The following is a 23,446-nucleotide window of genomic DNA, read 5'->3' as shown; positions in this document are numbered from 1 at the left end:
TTCTTTCGGCAAATTCTTCTTATTTTTGTCAATTATAAAATAATTCAAGCCCTTGAAAGAATACGGCAGTAACGTACAGAAATTAACCGAACATATCGTTAAGATAGAAGATCGGACAAAACGCACACTTTATGCGCACATTTTGGTGGAGCTCATGAGGCAGATTCACCCGAACATGAGGGACAACCAGGATTATACCAACAAGCTTTGGGATGACCTTTACATCATATCAGGATTTGAACTGGACGTTGACAGTCCATTCCCGCCGCCTTCTCCTGAATCGCTTGGAAAAAAACCGCTGACAGTTGGGTACAATCAGCATAATTTGATCTACCGTCACTACGGTAGAAACATCGATCTTTTGCTGGAAAAGGCTGTTAATACAGAAAACGAAGAAGATCGTCTGGCTTTTGTTTCCTACATTTTCCGCTTGATGCGGTCGTTTTTCAATACCTGGAATAAAGACAATCCAGAAGACCATGTTCTTCTGGGACAGCTTGCTCAGCTGGCGAAAGGCAAACTGAATGACGAAATAGATTACATCCGCAAAAATGGCCCCGTGGATGCGTCTCCAAAAGATCGCAACAGCAATCAGGAACGTAACCGCGGTAACCATCAGGGCGGCTTCAAAACACAACCAGGGCACAATCAGGACAGACAAAATCCTAACAACCAGAATAACAATCGCAACCGCCCGAATAACAACAATAAATTTGCCGGTAGAAATAACAACAACAACCGGAATAACAACAATAATAACAACCGCAGGAAAACAGGTATCTGATGACCTGGGTGTTGTGTTATTATAAATCCAGGAAGACAGACCTGGTATTCAATCGATTTTAACCTATACGGCCTCATACGTCGTCACAAACATTGCAGCTTCGTTGCTGCCTGATAGAAAATGGCTTCATTTAAAATAACCGGAGACAGGCGTTTGAAAGGGGAAATTATCCCTCAAGGCGCCAAAAACGAAGCATTGCAGATTATCTGCGCAGTGCTGCTTACCAAAGAGCCGGTAACGATTCATAATATTCCGAATATTCGTGACGTAAATCAGCTTATTGATCTTTTGGGTGATCTGGGCGTACGCCGCACCCGTCTGAGCGAATCATCTATTCGTTTTGAAGCAAACGACATCAATCTTGATTACCTCGAATCGGATTCTTTCCGCCAGAAAGCTGCTGCTTTAAGAGGTTCTGTAATGCTACTCGGACCGATGCTTGCCCGTTTCCGCAAGGGACGTATTCCTCGTCCGGGTGGTGATAAAATTGGTCGGCGCCGTTTGGATACTCACTTTCTTGGCTTTGAAAAACTTGGAGCGGAGTTCAGCTATGATGGTGAAGATGGCGGTTTTTATAAAGTAGACGCAGCCAACCTGAAAGGTACGTTCATGCTTTTGGACGAGGCTTCCGTAACCGGAACTGCAAATGTATTGATGGCGGCTGTAATGGCAGAAGGCATCACCACCATTTACAATGCTGCCTGCGAACCTTATCTTCAGCAACTTTGCAAAATGCTGAACCGTATGGGAGCCAAAATTTCCGGCATCTCGTCTAACTTGCTCACGGTTGAAGGCGTAAGCGAACTAAACGGAACGGAGCACACCATGCTTCCTGATATGATCGAAATCGGTAGTTTCATCGGGCTTGCTGCCATGACGAAATCGGAAATTACGATCAAAAACTGTCAGATTGCACAGCTTGGTATTATTCCTGAAACCTTCCAGAAATTAGGTATAAAACTTGAATTCAGAGGAGATGATATTTTTGTACCTGCTCAGGATCATTACCGGATCGAAAACTACATGGATGGATCCACACTCACTGTGGCAGATGCGCCATGGCCAGGTTTTACGCCCGACTTGTTGAGCATCGTGCTGGTAACAGCCATTCAATCGCAGGGAACGGTTCTTATCCACCAGAAAATGTTCGAAAGCCGTCTTTTCTTCGTGGATAAACTGATCGAAATGGGTGCACAGATTATCTTGTGCGATCCGCATCGCGCTACAGTGATCGGGCACAACCGCGAAACGCAGCTTCGTGGCATCCGTATGACTTCTCCTGATATTCGTGCTGGTGTTGCGCTTTTGATCGCTGCACTGTCTGCTAAAGGAGTGAGTATTATTGATAACATAGAACAGATCGATAGAGGATATCAGAACATTGACGCTCGCCTTAACGCCATAGGCGCTGAGATTGTGAGGTTGTAGTTGATAGAGAATATATAATGTAAAAAGACGGAGTCCGAAAGGCTCCGTCTTTTTACATTATATATACCAGCAGATTCCCTTCCATTCAGGTCGATGCTTGATCTCTTCCACAGGGCGGTGCTCTGGGTGGAGAGATGGAAGCCTTTCAGGCTAATAACTTCTTACTGCTACCTTTTCACACCTCATCAACTCCCACTTACTTCTTCTTGCCAAAAGTACAGGCTGACTCGTCAGATTTCACATAATACGACTTGTAGTTGGTAGCCTTTGGATTCATACAGCCTTTCAGATTAAGCAGTTCAACTTTACGAAACTCGACCGGATGACTTTCACTTTGCAGCGATATCGATCCATGGTCGAGTAACTGACCCGCTATAATCCGCGAGGGATCATGACCACTCACGTTACCTCCTCCAAATTGTGGTTTGTTGTATTCAAGTACCATTTCTCCGTTGGCAAAATGTTGAACGAGCGAATCACCCAATACTAAAACTTCTGCCCTCACCCATTGATCTCCATTGTAAGTTTGAGACTTGGAATTAATACAGTGCGACGTAATCAGTTTACCATCCATCACCACGTTGGTACCTGGCGTACACAGGTTACAAGTTGTTCTTTTCTTTTCATCTCCACCCAAAAGCTGTACTTCGATGGAAGCTGGAAAATCCTGATCCTTGCCCATTGTTGCCGCTGGCTGACCGTGAATCATAATACCACTATTGCGCCATGCCCACCCTTCGCCTTTTGGAGCTTGTTCGCCTACGAAACGATACTCAACTGCAATTCGGTAATACGAGAAATCTTCTTTGTAGAAAATGTGTCCATATTTCTGTTTAAAGTCATCATACTGGTCATAACGAACGACCATCTTTCCATCTTCCACGCGGAATGTATTTCCAAAGTTGTCGTTCAGATCATTACCACGGATTTTGATATCCCAGCCATCCAGGTTTTTTCCATTGAAAAGTTGCTTCCATTCCTGTTTGTCAACCTTTTTCTGGGCAAAAGTAAACATGCTGACCAGACAAAAAATGGCCGTAAGTTTTAATTTCATAGGTTACTGTTTTAAAAGATTGTAATTGAGTAATTGCCGGAGATAAAAAGGTAAACCGTACATTCGCACGAATTATCCTCCACTTTTTCCTGTTGATTTTAAACCATGTCATTCTTAGCTGAATCAATGGCAGGGTAAATATACTATGAGAACAAACAATATTAAGCGTAAAGGACATTCTGAGGACTTTTTTGGTACATATCGCAATTTTTGGTGGAATGAGGGTTTCTTGAATCTTCTCAATAAACGGTTGCAGCTGCAAAACCATCATAATATGCTGGATGTGGGATGCGGACAATGCCATTGGAGTAAAATCCTTGCGGATTATCTCGGTAAACCTGCCAAGATATTTGCCGTTGATAATGACCGTAAGTGGGCAAAAGGAGAGAAGGAAATCAGGAGTTATTTTCAGGAAAAAAATATCGATTTTGAGCTAAAAAAGGGAGATGCTCATGAATTGCCTTATGACGATAATTCTTTTGATCTCGTAACCTGCCAAACCCTCCTGATACATGTGGAACATCCCAAACAGGTAATCAGCGAAATGAAACGGGTTTTAAAACCCGGAGGTACGATTCTTTGTGTAGAACCCAATAACCTCGTTCAAAGCCTTACTCAAAGTTCTGTTTCTGCCAACGATCCAATTGAAGAGGTGCTGGATCATGTTAAATATGCGCTGATCTTTGAACGCGGAAAAAAGAAGCTTGGTCTCGGCGACAACTCACTCGGAGACCTCGTTCCCGGATTTCTGTCGCAGGCTGGTTTTGAAAACGTAGAAGTAAGATTGTCTGACAAAGCCATAGCTATGTACCCGCCGTACAACACAGACGAACAGCTTGCTACGATGAAACAATGGCAAAATGGTAATACATGGAGCAATGAACAGTTCAGCGATTACGACTATTTCAGAGCGATCGGTAAGGAAAGCCTGGAATTTTATGAACGATATAAAGTAAAGTACGCGCATCTGGGTGAAAGAATACTTCGCAATATTGATGCGAAAAAATACCACTCGGCCGGAGGAGCGATGATGTACATTATTTCGGGAACAAAACCTTCTTAACTCGCAGAGCTAATGAGTTCAAAAGAAAAAATCGCAATATTCTGGTATCGCAGGGACCTTAGGCTGCACGATAATGCAGGTCTTTATCATGCACTGCGATCAGGATACCGCGTTCTTCCCCTTTTCATTTTTGACCGCAACATTCTGGATGCACTGGATAACAAATATGACAAAAGGGTAACTTTTATTCATAAAACTTTGGCAGGTATTCAGGAAAGTCTGAAAGAAAAGAGCTCTGATATACTGATCGAATATGGGTTTCCAAAAGCAGTATGGGAAAAAATCATAAGCCAATACGACATAGCAGAAGTTTACACAAATCACGACTATGAGCCCTATGCTACGGAAAGAGATCAGGAAATTGCCGGTATTCTTAAAACCAAGAATATTGATCTCAAATCATTTAAGGATCAGGTAATCTTTGAAAAACAGGAAATTCTAACTGGTCAAAATACGCCTTATACAGTTTTTACTCCTTATAGCCGTGCCTGGAAGGCCAAGGTAAATGATTTCTTCCTTTCAAGTTATCCCGTTGAAAAATACCTGGATCGCCTCATAAAAACTCAGCTGCCTCAGCTGCCATCACTGGAAGATATCGGATTTCAGGAAACACCTGATGATTTTCCGTCGGCTTCGGTAGATGAGCAGTTATTGAATAAATACGAAGAGCAAAGAAACTATCCGGCTATAAATGGAACAAGCCGGCTAGGCATTCATTTACGGTTTGGTACCGTAAGCATTCGTGATCTGGCAAGAAAAGCTTCAAAGCATAGTGAAACCTGGCTTAATGAACTCATCTGGCGGGATTTTTACCATCAGATATTGTGGAACTATCCACATGTTGGCAAAGGACATGCATTCAGGAGCGAATATGACCGCATCAAATGGCGGAATAACGAAAAAGAGTTTAAAGCCTGGTGTGAAGGCAAAACAGGCTATCCATTGGTAGATGCCGGTATGCACGAACTCAACGAAACCGGATTTATGCACAACCGTGTCAGGATGGTGACGGCCAGTTTTCTAACCAAACACCTGTTGATTGACTGGCGCTGGGGCGAAGCTTACTTCGCTGAAAAACTGCTCGACTATGACCTTGCAGCAAACAACGGAGGCTGGCAATGGGCAGCAGGATCAGGAACGGATGCGGCACCGTATTTCAGAATATTCAATCCCGCAGCACAAACGGAGAAATTTGACAAAAAAGGAGATTATATCAAAAAGTGGGTACCGGAACTCAACAGCCTCGATTATCCGTCACCGATTGTAGATCACAAGTTTGCAAGGGAAAGATGCCTGAAAGCTTATAAAGAGGCTTTGGATAAGGGGTAGTTGTTTAGTTTTAAGTCAAAAGTTCACAGTTGGAAATACTGCCAGCTGTGAACTTTTGACTGCAAACTCCCTCTTCACTTCCCTCCAACCACAACTTCAAGCATGTCATCAGGATTCAGATATGTTTTTGCCATTTCCAAAATATCTTCACTGGTTGTAGCATGTATCTGATCAATGTAACGATTGAAGAAATCAGAAGGCAGACCGTCCAGAAGCAATATTTTTCTTCTGTCAGCTACTTCAAAAGCAGTGTTCAGTGATCCTGCAAATTCCCCTGCCATAAAATTCTTCACAGTCTGCAATTCTTCTGCTCCTACAAGTTCGGTACGAAGCTTATTTATCTCCTTTTTAATTTCATCAATGGTCTGTTGCGTGAATTCCTTTTTTACATCCGTACCGATCATAAAATACCCGTCATTACGGAGGGTTATCAGATGTGAGGAAATACCGTAGGTCAATCCTTTTTCTTCCCTGATATTCTTCATCAAACGCGAACCAAAATAGCCGCCCAGAATTTCGTTAGTGACAAGCATCTTAAAATAGTCAGGATGATGGCGGGTGAACATTCTGCGACCAATCCGAATGGTGGATTGTACACCATCCTCCTTCTCTATCAGAACAGCATTCCCTCGGTAATCAACAGGAGTATCCGGCAGTGCAACAGATGGCTCATTAAGCGCATTATCTTTCCCCAGATATTCTTTTACGACAGCAATATCCCCATCCTGAACCTGCCCGGCAAGCACAACCGTATAGTGACCATTTTTAATAAAACGGTCGTAGTGTTCGGTGATCTGTTCCAGTTTAAGTTCTTCAAGGTCTGTTTCATTCTGACTTTGACCATAAGGATGATCGCTACCAAACAATCCTTTCCTGAACTCCACAGTTGCCAGATATGAGGTCTTTTCTTTATTAACCCTTAGGTTCTGTAAAGTAATATTTCGAAGGTCTTCCAGCTCTTTCACGGGGAAAGTCGCTTTTTGCATCATATCTTTTACCAAAGGAAGCACCTCAGGCAGAAATCTTGAAAGGCAGTAAACAGTTATCCCTGTACGATCTGAATTATTAGTAAAATCTGTAAAAGCGCCAATTCTGTCAAACGCCTCGCTGATCTCCGCTGATGTAAAGTCGGGTGTACCTTCCGGTAGCATCTTGATAGCGAAGAAGGCTGCGCCAGGTGTTTCTTCTTGCCAGTTCCCAGCCTCAAAAATACATTCCAACCGTACTACTGGCTGCTCACCGATATTGATCACATGCAACTGTGTTCCGTTATCCAGTAAATGGTTTTTAGTTTCTGGTAAATGAATTGAATTTATGATTTTAAAGTCGGGAGCAATGGTTCGGTCGGGGAACATAGTCAGTTTTAAATGAAGAAAGCGAATGACGTTGCAATAACGCCATTCGCTCCCAAATTATAAAAATTGTAAACCTTACTTTTCGTCAGATATATCAAGTTTCTCTGCCTTGTTCAGGTAAAGTCCAAGTGAGATACGTAATGTTTGTGCCAACGGGCTGTTTTGAGCAATTGGGAACATATAAGCAAAGTCTACTGCATAGCGATCAGCGAAACGAATTCCAGCACCGGCAGTGAAAAATTTACGCCCGCTTTTGTTTTTGTGTTCACCAAAATAACCACCACGTATTGCGAAAATATCATTGTACCAGTATTCAGCACCAGCTGCAATAGCAAGTTCCTGTATTTCCTCTTTAAAGCCATCAGGTGCATCAGAGAATGATCCGAATGCTCCTGCCAAAGCTCCCTTATCATTTATTCTTGTAGTTCCATCCGGTGTAGGCACCATCAGTTTACTTACATCAGCGATGAAGTTGAATTTGTTACGGCCGTCAGCTGAGAAAGACAATCCACCACCAATTTTCAGGTTTGTAGGGATAAAGTTTTCAGTTTCACTTCCTGAACCGTAATTGATCTTACCTCCAAGGTTAGACAGTACCGCACCCAGAGACCAGGTGAACTCACCACCTGTATCTTCGTTGTTATATTGTTTGCGATAATATGCGCTGATATCACCGGCCGCAGTACGAGCCGTTTTCAAAGACACACCATTGATAACTGCGTTTCCTGCAAGGTTGGATGAAATGTATTTCAGCGTTAAACCCATAGAGAAGTTTTTGCCCAACTGACGTGAATACGTTCCGTTAAGTGCAAATTCTCTCGAACTGAAATACCCAAGGTTCGTACCTGCCCCATCACGAAGATCAAGCTCTCCGTTGTTGAAGTAATTCACAGAAACTGCAACAGCCTGCTTGTCGTCAAGCTTTTTATATGCAGATATATATCCCAGCCACATATCATCTACCAGGTTTCTCAACCAGGGCGTGTATGAAGCTGATACTCCGAAATCTTTACTGTTGTAAGGTAATTTTGCTGCGTTCCAGTAAGTGGAATTTGCATCAGGACTGAGCGCCACACCGGCTTCTCCCATAGCTGCACTTCTAGCGTCGGGAGCAAATGTTAAGAAGGATAGTGGTGAGTGTGGAATTCTTAGTGAATCAGTTTGGGCCATTGAAACCCCACTTGTTAAAACAAATAATGAGGATAAAGTAACAAAAAAAAGTCTCATAGAAATTGGATTTGCGATAGGAAGTGCTTTTAATCAGCTTCTTTAAAGGGTCAAAAGTACGATGAAAGATATTTAATACTAAACAAAATAATAAGTTTTATTCAATCTAAGGCGACCGGATGATCTTCCCGGAGCGTTTGTCAACCGAGTTGTCTTTCAATGATCTGACTTCAACTGTGTATATATATGAAATCATTCTGTTCAATAACGATCCCAGTCTGGTTGATGAAACCGATTCTCTGATCACCGGGTCACTGTAATAATAGGTCCAATTAACTGATCCCAACTGTTGTCCATTGGTGAGAAAAAGCCGAAAGGTAACGTCTACATCCTCATTAGGACGATTGTGGCTCATTTCAAAAGACAAATCCTTGTCAAATGGGTTAGGGAAAACTTTCAAATCCGTTAGTTTGATCCCAGTTGCGGACTGCACCTGAAATCCGAACGCTATTTCCGAAGAGTTAGTATATATGTCCCACACTTTTATCCTGACTGTATAATTCCCTGTGGGAAGATCCTGAAAAGGATAGGTAATGGTTCCGGACGTATATTTATCCAAATCCGCTGTGTAATAATCATTAAGAGTAATAACGAGGGTGTCATTTAAAGTCATCGTGATGTCATGACCAATGCCAGCTTTTGACACATTTATCCCGCTTTCGTCACTTACTTCCACGATGAGTTGCGGTGACTCTCCTACAACATCTCCATTACGGAATGACTTATTGTTGAGCCAGGCTGATATCTTAGGCGGGGTATTGTCCGTAATCATGGGCGCACTGCCTCCGATCGCCACATCCAGCTGGTCACCTGCGTCTGTAAGGCTGTCCGCACTAACAGCATAAACACTGATCCGACCGACACCCAAACGATAATCAATGTCTTTTGGCATCACAAATTCGCAGCTGATTTTACCGTCACGCACTGTCACACTTCCGTCGAAAAGTTTACTGCGAAATTCCGAATAACTCTCAGGTGAATCCTGATTACCCAATGTTTTAAAAACAGTTTGTTTATCATAAACTGCTATGCGCGCAGTTCCCTGAAATTCAGGATCACGAACACCTGTCCTGGCATCAATAACCTCCAACTGTATACTTACCTTGGCCAGTGCACGCAACGTATCGGCCGACCCCGCAAACCGAATTCTTTTTTCGGGTTTAGCCAGGCGCAATGAAGGATCTCCCAGCAGGGTAAAATTGCGATTCAACGCCCCGGCAAGTCCTTTATTTTTAGTCTCTCTGAAAATATCTCCCAGCCGGGCATCTGGACCTGCATTTAGCAATGCATCGTAAAATGCTTTATTGATGGTAAAATTCGTACTTGAATAAACCGGTCTGGTTGTAGTTACTGCGCCAATTGCACCTCCTTTAGGACTAAGCACCATAATCTCCGCACCAGATACCAGTCCGGGATCATCATACCGGCCAAAATCGCATGTAGCTGTGAGCAGGAGCGGCATATTATCCAGTCCGCGCACAGATAGCATATCATTCAGTGTGAGTACTTGCTCTTCTGCCCATCCGCTTGTACCGCCATGCCCGGTATAGTTTAAAACTAAAACTCCGTCATTAATGCTCTTCCCGATCGCTTCATTTACCTTAGGCACCCTCTGACCCAGCGGTGTGATGATCTGAGGAAACGCGTCAAGAAAAATCCTGGATGGTAAAAATTGCTTTCCCGCGAGCTGAGCTAGTAAATCAGCATCGCGCTGATGAATTTTTCCATCACCGTCATCGGCTACAAAATGGATTGTATTTCTCCAACCAGCCATTCCTTTTGGGGAGGATGAATACCGGATGATTTTGTCTACGACAGTTTGCGCCTCAGCAATCGTTTTCACCGGCAACCTGCCTACGCCGATATCCAGAAGATGGTCACCGCTTTCAGATTCTATCCAGTTTCCTTCGTCCGCATCCATAAAACCAAAATAATCATCAGACGAATGTGTATAAACCGGATTAAGCGACTCCCGACTTTCATAAACAGGCACCCAATTACTACAAATCGACTCAGATTGATTGAGAAGATTATTTTTATAATCGAAGGTAGCATCTCCAAAAAGAAGCAGGTATTTCAGCTTGTCGGGCTCTTTATCGTGCAGCTTTTTAGCGAAATCCCTTATGGCCGAAATATCAGCCTTCCCGGAAGCGAATTCATTATAGACCTGACCTGTGGTGACAACCAATACGTCCATTCCGTCGTTCTCTTCGCGGAAAGATGCCAGTCGCTCCGCCTGATTTTTCCATAATGGAGCGGTCACGATAAGCATGTCGGGAACCCGCTCCTCCATCAAATTTTGATTCGGAACGGCCTGCCAGCTTTCCGGAACCAATGCCTGTGACGGATGGAAACCAATAAAACTGCGTAATCTGCGACCATGCGTAAGCGTAGCGGAGTTGCCGGATATTGGTACAAAACTGGGTTTAAACGAATCTGTTATGTTCCAGAATTGCCATTCTGCGGCTCCGTTTTTAAACTGATAGGTAACTGTATCTTTCGAACTTGGGAAGAATCTATATATCTGTTGCTTATCATACACAGCCAACTCCCTTTTAACCTGTATTCCCAAAAAATTCAGATATGCCTGCGCGGAGCCTTGTCCTTTTCGGTCATAACTTACGCTTAGAGAAACCGGAGAGGCATTTCCGGTAGCTACTGAAGTATAATTAACTATATTTTGCTGCCCCTTAATATCATACGTTCCGGATCCCACGGCCCTTATCGCACTGTCACCAAGCAACTGACCATTCAATTGCCACAAAAACCGCGTTGGAATCTGCGCAGCACCTACCGCAGATCCTGAAAACCTGATTTCCGAACCTGCTACAATTCCCGGCAAGTCGGCCTGAACAACAAAAGGTGCGGTGCCTATATATTCGCCCCACCATTCCCGGCCAGAACGCAACAGATTGATAGAATTCTTTTCGTGATACCAGTAATCTTCAAATTCCGTGATGACAATACCCTGCTTATTACTGATCGTGGACTCGTTTTTAATCCTTAAACCATTTTCAGACCCAATGGAAAGGAAATAAAAAGTTGTGTCAGAATAATGATTGATTTGATGACTTAGCGTTGAAGTCAACGAGTCAGCTAAAATTACATGTGGCGACTCTGCATAGAAAAATATTGCGTCACCTGCGTCAAAACGACCATCTTCGCCTCCTTGTATCCAAATTGCATTTTCAGTTGGGTTATCGGGACGTTTGTCTGCATTTCGTTGTGGAAGCATTTTACCTCCATTTCCAAACAAACGGATCTTTTCAGGATTCACTGATGCAGCATCCACTCCCATGGATTTAAGGAAGTTTACATCAATTTTATGAACACCTGTTTGGGTAATGGAAAGTTTGTACAACTGACCTGATGATAAAGTAGACGATTTTTGCGCATTGCTATTTCCATACCATAACAAACCTCCAAAAAAAAGAAGATTTCTAATGAATGTTATACGGGAATTAACAAGCTTCAACCAATGCATGGGCAGGAATTGTATACCGACGTTGCGAAACCTTATCTACACAGAGCACACGGGCACGCCTGACAGCACCTTTGACAAACAGCCTGTTCTGGAAAACGAAATCCGCGCCCTCATTCAGATGAATTAAAGCAGTTTTATTTAGCATCAATTCAGGGTCATCATATTTTTTCAGCGCATTATATAATACCTGATCGGCTCCTGTAGATGCCTTTGGATTGGCCGCATAGGCCAATAGAGGAAAGAGCACATCGGAAGGAAAGGTATTGTCATTCATAACCGGCTGTAACAAAGTATTAAATTCTCGCTTCCACTCTGTTCCATGCGGGGCAACTTTCCGTTTGAACATCCCCTTATACTTTTGATAGACCACGTAATGTGCCACTTCGTGAAGATAGGTAATCAGGAAGTTGTAAGGGTTCAGGTTTACATTTACCGTAATCCGCGGTTTAAATCCGGGCCGGCTGGTGAAGTCGCCTAGGCGCGTGCGGCGTGGCCTGACCAGATAAAAATCAAAGTTATTATTTTGAAATAAATATTCACAATAGGCAATGGCTGCCTGCGGAACATAGGGTTCAAAAGTTACTTTCTTTATCATTTTTAAATAAAAACAGAAAAGCCCTATTTTCATAGGGCTTTTCAAAACTTTTACAAGCTTTCGGTGAATTACTTCACTGTAGCAGTGTCAACTGCAGCAGAATCAGCAGCTACTGTATCAACAGCAATTGTATCAACTGGAGTTTCTACTGTGATTGCAGTTGAATCAGCAGATTCTTCAGCAGGCTTGCTTGTGCAAGAAGCGAAAGCTACCATCCCGGCAACGAACGCAAGAGCAAATATTTTTTTCATTTCTTGGGTGTAATTAAGGTTCGATGCAAAGGTAATATGATTGATATCAATAATCCCAACATTTTGGATTGTATTTTTCCAAGAACTTAAAATTTCCTTAGAAATTACCTCATTCCCTTAATTTAGTACAATATATTCCTCCATATTTTCTTAAACCTTCTGCAATCCGCTGTTAAAAGCTTTTACACTGGCGGCAACTTCCGGAAGTAATGAAGGGTTCTGTTCTATTCCGTTGCCAACCACGATCACATCGGCGCCGGCTTCTAATGCAGTATATGCTTTTTCGTATGTGTCTATTCCACCGCCAACTATAATGGGCGTATCCACTGCCTGGCGTACTGCACCTATAATTGCCGCAGGGACAGGAAATTCTGCTCCGCTGCCTGCATCAAGGAACATATTTTTTAACCCGAGCAACTCACCGGCCAGTGCTGTACATGCGGCAATACCCGGCTTGTTTCGTGGCATTGGATTGGTGTTACTGATGTAGGAAACGGTAGTTGGCCTGCCGCTCTCTACCAGCATATAACCGGTAGGTAATACTTCTATGCCGCTCTTTTTAAGTAATGGGGCTGCAATAACCTGTTGACCTATCAGTAAATCGGCATTACGCCCCGAAATAAGAGATAAAAAGAGGATTGCATCCGCTGACGGATCTATATGCAGGTTACTTCCGGGAAAAAGGATGGCCGGAATTTGGGTATATTCATGTATTGCAGCAATAAGCTGATCAATCGCATAATGCGTGATCAGACTACCGCCAACGAAAAAAAAGTCGACACCATGGTCTTCTGCATATTTTAAAAATGCAGGAAAGGTGTCAAAATCAACTTTGTCAGGATCTAAAAGAACAGCAAACGATTTCTTTTGTTCAATTTTTCTTGTTGAAAGAAGGTCTGCTATTTTACGATTCGCTGTTGTCATTCGAGTTACGGTCATCTGCAATATAATTCTTTAGCTTCTGTCGTGCCCATCCTACTGCCAATGTCCAGGCTAAACTTTGAACAGCACTCACAACCGTGTTCTGGCTTTGGCTTTTCAATTTAACTTTTTTCTTCACAGGCTCACTTTCAACCAGCTTGAGTGGCTTTGCTTTTTTCTTTGGATCAGGCAGAAACGCATTAAGTAGCAGGAAAGTAGTGGTTACAACTCCTCCGATAACCAATGCATGTTTTCCATACTGCTTTGCATCCGTTTTAAGATCATCCCACTGCCCTTCAAGTTTATCCCGATAGACACTTGCATCGTGCATCAGAACCTGCATATCTTCTTCTGTATCAGATGAAAATGGCTTTGAAAGCTTTATGGTTGACTCTGATAATCCATTCATTTTATTCCTGTTTAAGTGTGCCTGGAATTGTACCTATGGAGTCCAAAAATAACAATTTAAGCTTAAATTATTTTGAAATGAACATGCATTACTGAATTATTACTCTTTTGCTTTGACAAACCGGGCAATAAATCCCCGGATAGAACCGATCAGATTTTCCCGGAAAACGATCCACAGGATTAATTTCAGAACAAAAACTCCCAGTAATATCAGGTAGCCCAGATAATCACTTTCGAGCCATTTATTTAAAAAAGTACCTATTAAGATTACGATCAGAATCAGGATGGTAAGTGCGATACACAACAGTGCAGCAGCGTACACTGCCATCACTACGGCTCGCTCAACCTTGTCTCTGATCTCGATTTTGAATAAATCGATCCGGGTTTCGAAATACTTAAAGAGTGTATCTTTTATTTCTTCGAGTTGACTTATCATATCCTGTAGTTTTCAGATCATGTATAATAATTAACGCTCTGTTGAGTATCAATCAAAACACTATTCCAAAAACATACCAAGGATTCCTGAAATAATAGAAACAACAAAGCCGAATAACAGCGCTGGTATGAATCCATCGACCGAAAATCCCTGAACCAGATACTCAGCAAAAAAGATGATGAAGACATTGATCACCAAATAGAACAAACCCAGCGTGAGAATGGTGATGGGTAAAGCCAGAATCTGAAGAACGGGCTTTAGAAATGTATTAAGAATCCCCAGAACAATAGCCAGAATAATGGCCGTGGTGGTATCCACTACCTGCACACCAGGAATAATATTGGCAGCAACCAGAATAGCTAACGTACTGATTAGTAATCGTATTATTAATTTCATGTTCTGTTTGGCTTTATGAGTGACGGCTACGAAGTACGCTAATTACCTCGTCTAAGTCAATGTTTTTTTGCTCCAAAAGGATCAGAAGATGGAATAACAAATCGGAAACTTCATTTTTAAACAGGTCATCGTCATTGTCTTTCGCTTCTATTACCACTTCCACCGCTTCCTCTCCAACCTTCTGGGCAATTTTATTTATTCCTCTCTTGAACAGACTACTGGTGTACGATTCTTCTGTTGGATTTATTTTTCTGTCCCGGATCACATGTTTTTGAAGGTAATTCAGGAAAGCAGCTTCCCCGATTCGTGTATCCTGACTATTTTTTTCCCCAAAGCACGTGTCTGCTCCGGTATGGCATGTTGGTCCGGCTGGTGTTGCTTTCACCAGAATCGTATCTCCGTCACAATCAACAAGTATATCCTGTACAAACAGAAAATTATTGGAAGTTTCGCCCTTGGTCCAGAGCCGTTGTTTGCTGCGGCTGTAAAATGTCACCGTACCTTCTGCCTGTGTTTTTTCCAGGGCTTCGGCGTTCATGTAGCCTAGCATAAGCACTTTTCCGGAAGCTGAATCCTGAATAACAGCAGGTATAAGTCCGTCTGTTGATTTTGAGAAATCGGGTGTTGAAATTATATCATCGCTCATTGAACTGCTCATTTCTTATAAGTGTTTCCGGTTCTGTTTAAACTTAATTTATCTTGTCATTCGCATTGGAATATCCTTATCTGACAAGTATTGTTTCAGATCAGGGATGTCAATTTCTCTGAAATGGAATATACTTGCAGCCAACCCTGCATCCGCTTTCCCCGTTGTGAAAACGTCATAAAAATTGTCCATTGTTCCTGCACCTCCTGATGCAATAACAGGAATATTCGCATTTCCGGAAATGATGGAAGTTAACTCCAGTGCAAATCCGTTTTTGGTTCCGTCAGTATCCATCGAAGTTAGAAGCAACTCCCCAGCACCGCGATCCTCTACCTCTTTTGCCCATGGAATGGTAAGAAGTTCGGTAGGTTTCCGACCTCCGTGTGTATGCACAATGTGTTGCATACCATCTGAAGTTTCCACGTACCGTGTATCAATGGCTACTACGATACACTGGCTACCGAATTCCAGAGATAACTCATTGATCAGGTCCGGATTACGAACGGCTGACGAATTGATTGAAACCTTGTCAGCACCGGCATGTAACAAAGCCGATACATCAGCAATGGAGGAAATCCCTCCTCCCACTGTGAAAGGAATATTGATGGTGTGTGCCACCCGCCGGACCAGATCTATGAACGTAGACCGCCCCTCGACCGTCGCAGTGATGTCCAGATACACCAGTTCATCGGCACCCTGGGCTGCATACATTGCTCCCAATTCTACCGCATCACCGGCATCCCGCAGGTTTACGAAGTTAACTCCTTTTACAGTTCGCCCTTCTTTTACGTCCAGACAGGGTATAATGCGTTTTGTAAGCATCTTATTTCAAATTAAGAATACCGGTTAAGACTTACTTATCTCGGGAAGAGAACTCATACCAGAAACCGATGCAAGTCTGCAAGACTGATCCTGTTTTCATAAATGGCCTTACCAATAATCACGCCGTAAATATTCATTTCCGCCAGTTTTTCAACATCTTCAATACCACTCACACCACCACTGGCTATTATTTTAAGATCAGGACATTTATCCTGAAGGTTTTTATAAAGGTCAAATGAAGGTCCCTGTAGGAGTCCGTCCTTGGCAACGTCTGTACTGATTGCATAACGCACGCCAAGATCCACGTAGTTTTCAACAAAGTCATACACCCACAGTTCTGTTCCTTCCTCCCAGCCGCTTACAGCAACTTTCTCATTTTTAGCGTCCGCGCCAAGAATAATTTTTTCACCTCCATAAACAGAAAGCCATTCTTTAAACAGATCGGGTTGTTTCACAGCTACACTTCCACCTGTCACCTGTTTTGCCCCGCTTTCAAAAACGATCCGGATATCTTCCTCCGACTGAACCCCACCGCCAAAATCGATGTGTAGAGCAGTTTTTGCAGATATCTTTTCCAGTACTTTCCAATTCACCACTTTTTTAGCTTTCGCTCCGTCCAGATCCACCAGATGCAATCGTTTCAGGCCAGCGTCTTCAAATTCCAGCGCTACCTCCAGCGGGTTTTCGTTATAAATGGTCTTTTTTCCATAATCGCCTTGGGTAAGCCTTACGCATTTCCCGTCGATCATGTCAATTGCTGGGATAATTTCTATCATAATTTTCCAGGATTCAAGCCAGTTTAAACTATTTCTGACCTTTTCAGATTTGTTAAATTTTAAGGAAATTTTCGATGATCTGCTGTCCTACATTTCCGCTAATTTCACAGTGAAACTGAGCTGCGTAAAAGTTATCCTTTTGCAACATCGCACTGAACGGATGAATATAATCACAACTGGCCACCGTGAATTCACAAACAGGGGCAGCATAACTATGTACGAAATAAACGTAGGCATTGTCGCTCAATTGATCTGTGAGGGCGCTGTTGTAACCATATATATTGTTCCAGCCCATATGAGGCACCTTTAGGCCAGGTGTTGCAGGAAAACGTTTCACATCCACGTCAAAAATACCCATACATTCCGTATTGTTTTCCTCGGAATACCTGCACATGAGCTGCATGCCGATACAAGTACCGAAAACAGGTTGTTTCAAGGATGGAATCACCTTGTCCAGGCCGGTTTTTCTCAAATAGGACATAGCCGTACTCGCTTCTCCAACACCAGGAAAGATCACCTTATCGGCTGTACGTATCTCGTTTTCATCATCCGTATACAGGTAGGTTGCCCCAATCCTGTCTAATGCATACATAACAGATTGCACGTTTCCGGCGTTGTATTTTACAATTACAGTTTTCATCTCTAAAAAATGGGACGATAAAAAGGACCGCTAACCACAGTCTTGAACATACTTTGGTCAGATATCAGCATAAAAAAAGCCCGATTCTAAAAAATCGGGCTTCTGGGATACTATGTATTCAACCTTATTACAACACTACTTGCAAAAACACATCATCCAAGACGTCCGGAAGCCATTTGACTATGATGAAATTGATGATCTGTTTTAGCTTTTAACATAGCACAAATGTAAATAAATTTTGTGTTAGATTAAAACAAGACATTTAAATATTATATTAAAATTTCGTTAGAACATTTTATCTTGTTCTTATCAAACCTTTTACCAAAATATTCAAAAAATTGTTCACAGCTTGTTCAGACCACCTTTCAGCTACTAAATTACCAACTTGTAAAATGCCCGATGTCAAAGTTACGCAGTCATTTATCGCAAGTTTTACAGATACCATGTACTTTTACTGACCAATGTCCCAATCATGAGATCATTCATTTCACAAATACTATTTTCTATTTTAGCTTTGACAACCTCCATATCCATGGCTCAGTCTGCTGACCAGGCGCGTCGTTTGTTTGATGCACACAAAAATTTCCGTGAGACAACGCTTACCCAACGCCGTTTTAAGCAAAAAGATATATTGCCGCTTATTGAAAAACGAAAGAGTAATTCCCTTTATAAGGTGGAAAGCGCGGGGCAATCTTTTGAAGGAAGGGATATTCAGATGCTCAAAATAGGCAATGGATCCAAAAAAGTATTACTCTGGACGCAGATGCACGGCGATGAACCTACTGCCACCATGGCAAGTTTCGACATGTTCAACTTTTTTGAAGCCAAAAATGATGGTTTTGATGAACTGAGAAAAAAAATTCTTGATAATACTACACTCTATTTTGTACCAATGCTTAATCCTGATGGCGCGGAGCGTTACCAGAGGCGGACCATGCAGGGTATTGACATGAACCGCGATGCGGCAGCCAGACAAACACCGGAAGCCCAAATTTTAAAAGGGCTGGTTGATAAACTTAAACCAGATTTTGGTTTCAACCTTCATGATCAAAGTCCGAGATATTCGGCAGGTCGCAGTCCGAAAGTTGCCACCATATCGTTCCTTGCAACTTCATACGATTATGAGTTGTCCATTAATCCTGTACGTGAACGATCAATGCAGTTAATAGTGGGCATGAATAAAATTTTACAGGACTACATCCCGGGCCAGGTCGCCCGTTACAGCGATGATCACGAACCAAGAGGCTTTGGTGATAACGTTCAGAAGTGGGGAACGACACTGGTTTTGATCGAATCGGGTGGATACGTTGGAGATCCCGAAAAGCAGTACATACGCCAGCTTAACTTCATGGCCATTCTTTCTGCGTTAGGCAAGATATCCGACAATTCTCTCACCAAAGAAAACCGCGAAGATTACTACAACATCCCTGAAAACGGACGCTGGGTATATGATCTGGTTGTTCGCAATGCCAGTGTAAAACAAGCTGGAAAGACATTTACCGCAGACCTGGGTATCAATCGTAGCGAAGTAAGTTATTCCAATGCGACCAAATTTTTTTATTACAGCAAGATAGAAGATTTCGGAGATCTTCATCCTCAATATGGAAGCCAGGAACTGGATGCAGCCGGACTCACCATTGAAAAAGGGAAAGTGTATCCAACTACCTATAAAAACGTGAGTGAGGTAAGCAAACTCAACGCACTGAACCTCTTGAAAGAAGGCTACACGTATGTACGCCTTGCTTCGGATAGCAACACGCGGGCACTCGGACTGTACTTTACCACTTCTCCGTTGCATGTATTGCGTAGCGGACAAGCTGCACCATCCGGCACACCAGGACTTGGAAACACAGCAACGTTTATCCTGAAAAAAGGGGGAAAAGTAAAATATGCTGTAATCAACGGCTTCCTGTACGATCTGGATGACTTCAAAACGGGTGAGGGAAATGGGATTATTGAGTAGGTTTTAAGACCACATCGCAAAATGGTAACTCAATTAAGTTATTTGTATATTTGACTAGACAAGTTTTACCGCCAACCTGCTGATTATGAAAATCGAGAATCAAGCTGAATCTATTCCACCTCTAAAAAGTGGCCGTTTAAATAGCTATTCGCCTGCCGACATTAAGCGACGGGGCGTTGAGCGCTTTCTGGATGAGGTTTGTGAGACTGATCCTGTTAACATTCCCGATTTAGGATTCACAGCGGAGGAGAATCAAAGAATGGATGTTATAATCCAGCTGGAAAAAGTAACTTCAAAAAATGGTCTTTGATACCAATCTGATAATCGAACACATCCGTCGACACGAAGCTTTGCCTTCGAGAGCTGTAATACCAGTAATTGTGGTTGGAGAGCTGGAAGCATTTGCTCTGAAAGCGGACTGGGGCTATCAAAAAGTTTAATTCATGCAGAGCCTTTTTGAACGTTATCCTATTGTTGAGATTACGAGAGAAATAACGATTGAGTATGCTCAAATAGATGCCTACAGCCAGGGGAATTTATATGGACAACCACTGCCCCCAGGTTTATCTGCCCCAAATATGGGTAAAAATGATATATAGATTGCAGCAATTGCTCTCTACTTGGGCTTAGAGCTACACACCACTGATAACGACTTCTATCATCTTACTTCTTTTAGTCTACAATTGATCAATTCATAACAGGACTAAGTTCTAAATCTTTTAAATACAACTCTTAAAGTAAAAGACCGGATCTTACCACTCCATACGGTCTGAAACACGTTTCAGGCCACTATTTACTTCAAATGCATTTTACCAGAGTCATAATTAACTGATTTACAGATAAAACACATTTCTTTTCATAACCGAGCCATAATATAGGGTTAACATTGAGGTAATATTGGGAGTCTACTTTTGTGTCGAAAATATGACACCTTAAGTATGAAAACCAAAATTTTTACAATCCTCCTATTACTTATTACAGTATCGGCGGCCTTTGCTCAAACAGGTACGATACGCGGTACCATCAAGGATACCAAAACCAAGGATGCGCTTATTGGCGCCACAGTTCTTGTTGAAGGAACACAAATTGGCGCAGCAGCCGATGTTGATGGAAGCTTCACATTACCTAATGTACCAACAGGAAGCCACAAGATTATTATTTCCTTCGTTTCCTACAAAACAAAAGAAATTCCTTCTGTAAGAGTTGAGTCGGGAAACACGACGGTTATTGACACCGAAATGGACGAAGAAGGTACTGCTTTGCAGGAGGTTGTGGTTCGCGGTGCACGGGCTACCAACACCGAGGTGGCTGTAATCAGCGAGATCAAACAATTAAAACCCATCGCAGTTGGTATTTCAGCGCAACAAATCCAGAAATCGCAGGATAGAGACGCAGCAGCGGCCATCCGCCGGGTTCCGGGTATCAGTATCGTTGACAACCGGTTTGTAATGATACGTGGTCTGGGTTCACGTTATAATGCAGTTTTGATCAACGACGTCATCACGCCCTCTTCCGAAGTTGATACACGTTCATTCTCATTTGATCTTGTTCCAAGTAATATCATCGACCGGATGATTGTATACAAATCCGGCTCAGCCGAATCGCCGGGTGACTTTGCTGGCGGGATTATCAAGATATATACCAAAAAACGTCCTGACCAGAACTTTATAGACGCAGCGGCAACCATCGGTTACAGAAACAACACGACTTTTCAAAATGCACAGACACACAGCAGAAGCGGGTTGAATTTCCTTGGCCTTTGGGGTAAGGACCAAAGTTTGTCCAGTGCTTTTCCGACAAGATCAGCCGATTTCAATATGCTGAGCAACCAGGAAAGAGCTTCTTTCGGAAGACTTTTCCCAAATACCTGGGCACTTAAAAATGTAAATGTAGCACCGGATCTTCGCCTTGCTTTTAACATGGGCAAGCGTTTTGAAATCGGCAACATAGATGTAAGCAACATTACCAATATTAATTACTCACTGACGAATCAACGCGCCGATGTAAACCTGTCCCTTTACCAAAACGGGTTATTGGCAAATGAGGTTTCGGAAAAATACATGGATTCGAACTATTCACGTCAATCCCGTATCGGCGTTCTTAATAACTGGACTTTCCGCTTCTCTCCAGTTTTTACAATGGAATGGAAAACATTGTTTAACCAGCTTGGTAACACAGAAACAGTAGTTCGTAATGGACAAAAAGTGATTGACGGCTACGATGCATTGAGTTATTCACAAAAATTTGAAAATAGAAGTATTGTAACCACCCAGATTTCTGGTGATCATAAATTTGGCGATCTTACGAAGCTGAACTGGATTACAGGTTTCGGATACACAGGCCGCTGGGAACCTGACTGGAAAAGAATCCGCTTCCAGCGCGTCACCGATGCAACTGGTGCTGACGGGCAACCTGCTCCTTTCGCAGCAGTGACACCAAATGATCCGACTGCAAATGAAGTAGGACATTTCTTCTCCAAACTTGGTGAGCGCGTATTAACACTTTCTGTGAACGGAGAACATGCTTTTGGAAACCCAACTGACCGTGAACCAAACCGCATCCGTTTCGGAATTTATGGAGAAAGAAAAGACAGAGATTATGCCAATCATTTCTATGGCTACAACAACATCGGAAATGCAAGTGCTATTCTCACACAAGGACTTGGATCCATTTTTGCTCCTGAAAATGTAAACGGACAAACAACCGGACTTACAATAAAAGATGGGACAAAAGACCTTGATTCATATGAGGGGATTAACAACTACACGGCTGCTTATTTAAGTGGTGATGTTAATTTCGGTAGCAAAGCGATTCTGACAATCGGTTTCCGTGGTGAGTACAACAATCAGCAATTACACTCCTATATAGTGAATCAGAGAAAGGAGCTTGTGAACAACAAAATATTTATCCCGCTTCCATCCCTGAACTTCACATACAAATTGTCTGAAAAGCAAAACCTGAGACTGGCTTTCTCTTCAACACTTAACCGTCCTGAATTCCGTGAACTAGCTCCTTATGCCTACTACGATTTTAATCTGCAAGCTGATATTCGAGGTAACACAACGCTTAAAACTGCTAAAATACAAAATCTGGATGCTAAATGGGAATTTTACCCAACAGCGAATGAGCTGATTTCAGTAACAGGATTTTACAAACATTTCAAAGACCCGATCGAATCGTTCCTTCTTCCGATGGGTGGTAATGGACTTGCCTATACATTTATCAACGCAGGTTCCGCAGAAAACTATGGTGTAGAAGTAGAAATACGCAAAGGTTTTGCCAATGCTGTAAGTCCATTTATTCAAAATCTGACCTTGGTTGGCAATGTTTCTTTAATAAAAAGTACTGTTAAACTAGGTGACTTTGTTCAGGGACCTGATTTAGGTGGAGAAATTCAGAACTATGACCTAACCGGCCTCACAGATAAAAAACGCCCGATGGCCAACCAGTCGCCTTATCTGATCAACGCAGGAATTTACTATGCCGACCCGATTACAGGATGGCAATGGAACTTGCTTTACAATGTGTTCGGACAAAGAATTTTCACAGTGGGTAACCAGAATAACCCGACTGTTTATGAAACGCCAAGAAATGTGATCGATCTGAACGTTAGCAAAAGGATCAAGCAAAATCTGGAAATAAGATTAGGTATCCAGGATATCCTCAACCAGCCGGTTCGTTTTGCCCAGGACTTCAACCGCGACGGAAAAATAGGTAAGGACGTTACCTCAATGACCGCAAATGCAGATCAAGACATTCGCAAATTCAAACGCGGTAGTTACTTCACCCTTACAGCGGCTTACACTTTCGGAAGAAGAACGGTTATTCCTTAATAATACCATTCAGAAAATTACCAATCAAACAATAA

Annotated in this window: 22 protein-coding genes; 8 read left to right on the top strand and 14 right to left on the bottom strand. The window is 42.5% G+C overall.

Annotated features, from left to right (window positions below; translation table 11 throughout):
• Positions 1 to 52: 52 nt before the first annotated feature.
• Positions 53 to 784: a DUF4290 domain-containing protein gene (locus tag LZG71_RS11520; RefSeq protein ID WP_233820581.1), complete on the top strand. Its 732-nt coding sequence runs from the start codon at positions 53 to 55 to the stop codon at positions 782 to 784.
• A gap of 120 nt (positions 785 to 904) precedes the next feature.
• Complete coding sequence (gene murA / locus LZG71_RS11515) at positions 905 to 2,212, top strand: UDP-N-acetylglucosamine 1-carboxyvinyltransferase (RefSeq protein ID WP_233820579.1); 1,308 nt, start codon at positions 905 to 907, stop codon at positions 2,210 to 2,212.
• A gap of 196 nt (positions 2,213 to 2,408) precedes the next feature.
• Here the strand turns inward: murA and LZG71_RS11510 are convergent, their stop codons facing one another.
• Entirely contained in the window at positions 2,409 to 3,266 is an 858-nt protein-coding gene (locus tag LZG71_RS11510; protein WP_233820578.1) for a DUF1080 domain-containing protein, read from the bottom strand.
• 145 nt (positions 3,267 to 3,411) lie between these two features.
• On the opposite strand from LZG71_RS11510, the gene LZG71_RS11505 reads away from it, so the two are divergent.
• Together LZG71_RS11505 and LZG71_RS11500 are read left to right on the top strand one after the other, a co-directional pair.
• Complete coding sequence (locus LZG71_RS11505; RefSeq protein WP_233820577.1) at positions 3,412 to 4,329, top strand: class I SAM-dependent methyltransferase; 918 nt, start codon at positions 3,412 to 3,414, stop codon at positions 4,327 to 4,329.
• A gap of 12 nt (positions 4,330 to 4,341) precedes the next feature.
• Complete coding sequence (locus LZG71_RS11500; protein ID WP_233820576.1) at positions 4,342 to 5,658, top strand: deoxyribodipyrimidine photo-lyase; 1,317 nt, start codon at positions 4,342 to 4,344, stop codon at positions 5,656 to 5,658.
• A gap of 74 nt (positions 5,659 to 5,732) precedes the next feature.
• Here LZG71_RS11500 and LZG71_RS11495 read toward each other — a convergent pair whose 3' ends face one another.
• From LZG71_RS11495 to hisH, 13 genes are all read right to left on the bottom strand, one after another.
• The gene (locus tag LZG71_RS11495) at positions 5,733 to 7,013 is read right to left on the bottom strand and encodes a pitrilysin family protein (protein ID WP_233820575.1); all 1,281 of its coding nucleotides are present in this window, start codon (positions 7,011 to 7,013) and stop codon (positions 5,733 to 5,735) included.
• A gap of 75 nt (positions 7,014 to 7,088) precedes the next feature.
• Positions 7,089 to 8,240 carry a type IX secretion system outer membrane channel protein PorV gene (gene porV, locus LZG71_RS11490; protein ID WP_255712950.1) on the bottom strand — a complete coding sequence of 384 codons (1,152 nt, stop codon included), beginning with the start codon at positions 8,238 to 8,240 and terminating at the stop codon, positions 7,089 to 7,091.
• A gap of 106 nt (positions 8,241 to 8,346) precedes the next feature.
• Entirely contained in the window at positions 8,347 to 11,724 is a 3,378-nt protein-coding gene (gene porU, locus LZG71_RS11485) for a type IX secretion system sortase PorU (RefSeq protein ID WP_233820573.1), read from the bottom strand.
• A complete protein-coding gene (locus LZG71_RS11480) occupies positions 11,702 to 12,319 on the bottom strand; it encodes a hypothetical protein (protein WP_233820572.1) in 618 nt (205 codons plus the stop codon). Before LZG71_RS11480 ends, porU begins: the two co-directional genes overlap by 23 nt.
• 68 nt (positions 12,320 to 12,387) lie before the next feature.
• Positions 12,388 to 12,570 carry a hypothetical protein gene (locus LZG71_RS11475; RefSeq protein WP_233820571.1) on the bottom strand — a complete coding sequence of 61 codons (183 nt, stop codon included), beginning with the start codon at positions 12,568 to 12,570 and terminating at the stop codon, positions 12,388 to 12,390.
• A 150-nt stretch (positions 12,571 to 12,720) separates the two neighbouring features.
• A complete protein-coding gene (locus LZG71_RS11470) occupies positions 12,721 to 13,494 on the bottom strand; it encodes a geranylgeranylglyceryl/heptaprenylglyceryl phosphate synthase (protein WP_233820570.1) in 774 nt (257 codons plus the stop codon).
• A complete protein-coding gene (locus LZG71_RS11465) occupies positions 13,475 to 13,900 on the bottom strand; it encodes a hypothetical protein (protein WP_233820568.1) in 426 nt (141 codons plus the stop codon). Before LZG71_RS11465 ends, LZG71_RS11470 begins: the two co-directional genes overlap by 20 nt.
• A gap of 99 nt (positions 13,901 to 13,999) precedes the next feature.
• Entirely contained in the window at positions 14,000 to 14,335 is a 336-nt protein-coding gene (locus tag LZG71_RS11460) for a phage holin family protein (protein ID WP_233820566.1), read from the bottom strand.
• Positions 14,336 to 14,395: 60 nt separating this feature from the next.
• Positions 14,396 to 14,731 carry a phage holin family protein gene (locus tag LZG71_RS11455; protein WP_233820564.1) on the bottom strand — a complete coding sequence of 112 codons (336 nt, stop codon included), beginning with the start codon at positions 14,729 to 14,731 and terminating at the stop codon, positions 14,396 to 14,398.
• A 13-nt stretch (positions 14,732 to 14,744) separates the two neighbouring features.
• Complete coding sequence (hisIE, locus tag LZG71_RS11450; protein WP_233820562.1) at positions 14,745 to 15,377, bottom strand: bifunctional phosphoribosyl-AMP cyclohydrolase/phosphoribosyl-ATP diphosphatase HisIE; 633 nt, start codon at positions 15,375 to 15,377, stop codon at positions 14,745 to 14,747.
• Between the two features lie 48 nt (positions 15,378 to 15,425).
• Positions 15,426 to 16,199: an imidazole glycerol phosphate synthase subunit HisF gene (gene hisF, locus LZG71_RS11445; RefSeq protein WP_233820560.1), complete on the bottom strand. Its 774-nt coding sequence runs from the start codon at positions 16,197 to 16,199 to the stop codon at positions 15,426 to 15,428.
• A gap of 53 nt (positions 16,200 to 16,252) precedes the next feature.
• The gene (gene hisA, locus LZG71_RS11440; protein WP_233820551.1) at positions 16,253 to 16,975 is read right to left on the bottom strand and encodes a 1-(5-phosphoribosyl)-5-[(5-phosphoribosylamino)methylideneamino]imidazole-4-carboxamide isomerase; all 723 of its coding nucleotides are present in this window, start codon (positions 16,973 to 16,975) and stop codon (positions 16,253 to 16,255) included.
• Between the two features lie 52 nt (positions 16,976 to 17,027).
• Positions 17,028 to 17,615, bottom strand: a complete 588-nt coding sequence (gene hisH, locus LZG71_RS11435; protein ID WP_233820549.1) for an imidazole glycerol phosphate synthase subunit HisH — start codon at positions 17,613 to 17,615, stop codon at positions 17,028 to 17,030.
• A 472-nt stretch (positions 17,616 to 18,087) separates the two neighbouring features.
• Between hisH and LZG71_RS11430 the strand changes: the two genes are divergently transcribed.
• From LZG71_RS11430 to LZG71_RS11415, 4 genes are all read left to right on the top strand, one after another.
• Entirely contained in the window at positions 18,088 to 19,578 is a 1,491-nt protein-coding gene (locus LZG71_RS11430; RefSeq protein ID WP_233820540.1) for a M14 family zinc carboxypeptidase, read from the top strand.
• 85 nt (positions 19,579 to 19,663) lie between these two features.
• The gene (locus tag LZG71_RS11425) at positions 19,664 to 19,888 is read left to right on the top strand and encodes a hypothetical protein (RefSeq protein ID WP_233820538.1); all 225 of its coding nucleotides are present in this window, start codon (positions 19,664 to 19,666) and stop codon (positions 19,886 to 19,888) included.
• Complete coding sequence (locus LZG71_RS11420; RefSeq protein WP_233820536.1) at positions 19,878 to 20,018, top strand: PIN domain-containing protein; 141 nt, start codon at positions 19,878 to 19,880, stop codon at positions 20,016 to 20,018. Before LZG71_RS11425 ends, LZG71_RS11420 begins: the two co-directional genes overlap by 11 nt.
• A gap of 498 nt (positions 20,019 to 20,516) precedes the next feature.
• A complete protein-coding gene (locus tag LZG71_RS11415) occupies positions 20,517 to 23,411 on the top strand; it encodes a TonB-dependent receptor (protein WP_233820534.1) in 2,895 nt (964 codons plus the stop codon).
• The last annotated feature ends 35 nt before the right edge of the window (positions 23,412 to 23,446 follow it).

The organism is Dyadobacter sp. CY312, from assembly GCF_021390535.1.
Taxonomy (GTDB): Bacteria; Bacteroidota; Bacteroidia; order Cytophagales; family Spirosomataceae; genus Dyadobacter.
Note: the sequence above shows the minus strand (reverse complement) of the source record. Positions and strands in the feature narration are given on the sequence as shown.

Bases quoted from the DNA above. Each gene is read 5' to 3' on its own strand.
- LZG71_RS11510 (WP_233820578.1), bottom strand. From the start codon at position 3,266: ATGAAATTAAAACTTACGGCCATTTTTTGTCTGGTCAGCATGTTTACT.
- LZG71_RS11500 (WP_233820576.1), top strand. From the start codon at position 4,342: ATGAGTTCAAAAGAAAAAATCGCAATATTCTGGTATCGCAGGGACCTT.
- LZG71_RS11460 (WP_233820566.1), bottom strand. From the start codon at position 14,335: ATGATAAGTCAACTCGAAGAAATAAAAGATACACTCTTTAAGTATTTC.
- hisA (WP_233820551.1), bottom strand. From the start codon at position 16,975: ATGATAGAAATTATCCCAGCAATTGACATGATCGACGGGAAATGCGTA.
- LZG71_RS11425 (WP_233820538.1), top strand. From the start codon at position 19,664: ATGAAAATCGAGAATCAAGCTGAATCTATTCCACCTCTAAAAAGTGGC.
- LZG71_RS11420 (WP_233820536.1), top strand. From the start codon at position 19,878: ATGGTCTTTGATACCAATCTGATAATCGAACACATCCGTCGACACGAA.
- LZG71_RS11495 (WP_233820575.1), bottom strand. From the start codon at position 7,013: ATGTTCCCCGACCGAACCATTGCTCCCGACTTTAAAATCATAAATTCA.
- porU (WP_233820573.1), bottom strand. From the start codon at position 11,724: ATGCATTGGTTGAAGCTTGTTAATTCCCGTATAACATTCATTAGAAAT.
- hisF (WP_233820560.1), bottom strand. From the start codon at position 16,199: ATGCTTACAAAACGCATTATACCCTGTCTGGACGTAAAAGAAGGGCGA.
- LZG71_RS11480 (WP_233820572.1), bottom strand. From the start codon at position 12,319: ATGATAAAGAAAGTAACTTTTGAACCCTATGTTCCGCAGGCAGCCATT.
- murA (WP_233820579.1), top strand. From the start codon at position 905: ATGGCTTCATTTAAAATAACCGGAGACAGGCGTTTGAAAGGGGAAATT.
- porV (WP_255712950.1), bottom strand. From the start codon at position 8,240: ATGAGACTTTTTTTTGTTACTTTATCCTCATTATTTGTTTTAACAAGT.
- LZG71_RS11475 (WP_233820571.1), bottom strand. From the start codon at position 12,570: ATGAAAAAAATATTTGCTCTTGCGTTCGTTGCCGGGATGGTAGCTTTC.
- LZG71_RS11465 (WP_233820568.1), bottom strand. From the start codon at position 13,900: ATGAATGGATTATCAGAGTCAACCATAAAGCTTTCAAAGCCATTTTCA.
- LZG71_RS11470 (WP_233820570.1), bottom strand. From the start codon at position 13,494: ATGACAACAGCGAATCGTAAAATAGCAGACCTTCTTTCAACAAGAAAA.
- LZG71_RS11430 (WP_233820540.1), top strand. From the start codon at position 18,088: ATGAGATCATTCATTTCACAAATACTATTTTCTATTTTAGCTTTGACA.
- hisIE (WP_233820562.1), bottom strand. From the start codon at position 15,377: ATGAGCGATGATATAATTTCAACACCCGATTTCTCAAAATCAACAGAC.
- LZG71_RS11455 (WP_233820564.1), bottom strand. From the start codon at position 14,731: ATGAAATTAATAATACGATTACTAATCAGTACGTTAGCTATTCTGGTT.
- LZG71_RS11415 (WP_233820534.1), top strand. From the start codon at position 20,517: ATGAAAACCAAAATTTTTACAATCCTCCTATTACTTATTACAGTATCG.
- LZG71_RS11505 (WP_233820577.1), top strand. From the start codon at position 3,412: ATGAGAACAAACAATATTAAGCGTAAAGGACATTCTGAGGACTTTTTT.
- hisH (WP_233820549.1), bottom strand. From the start codon at position 17,615: ATGAAAACTGTAATTGTAAAATACAACGCCGGAAACGTGCAATCTGTT.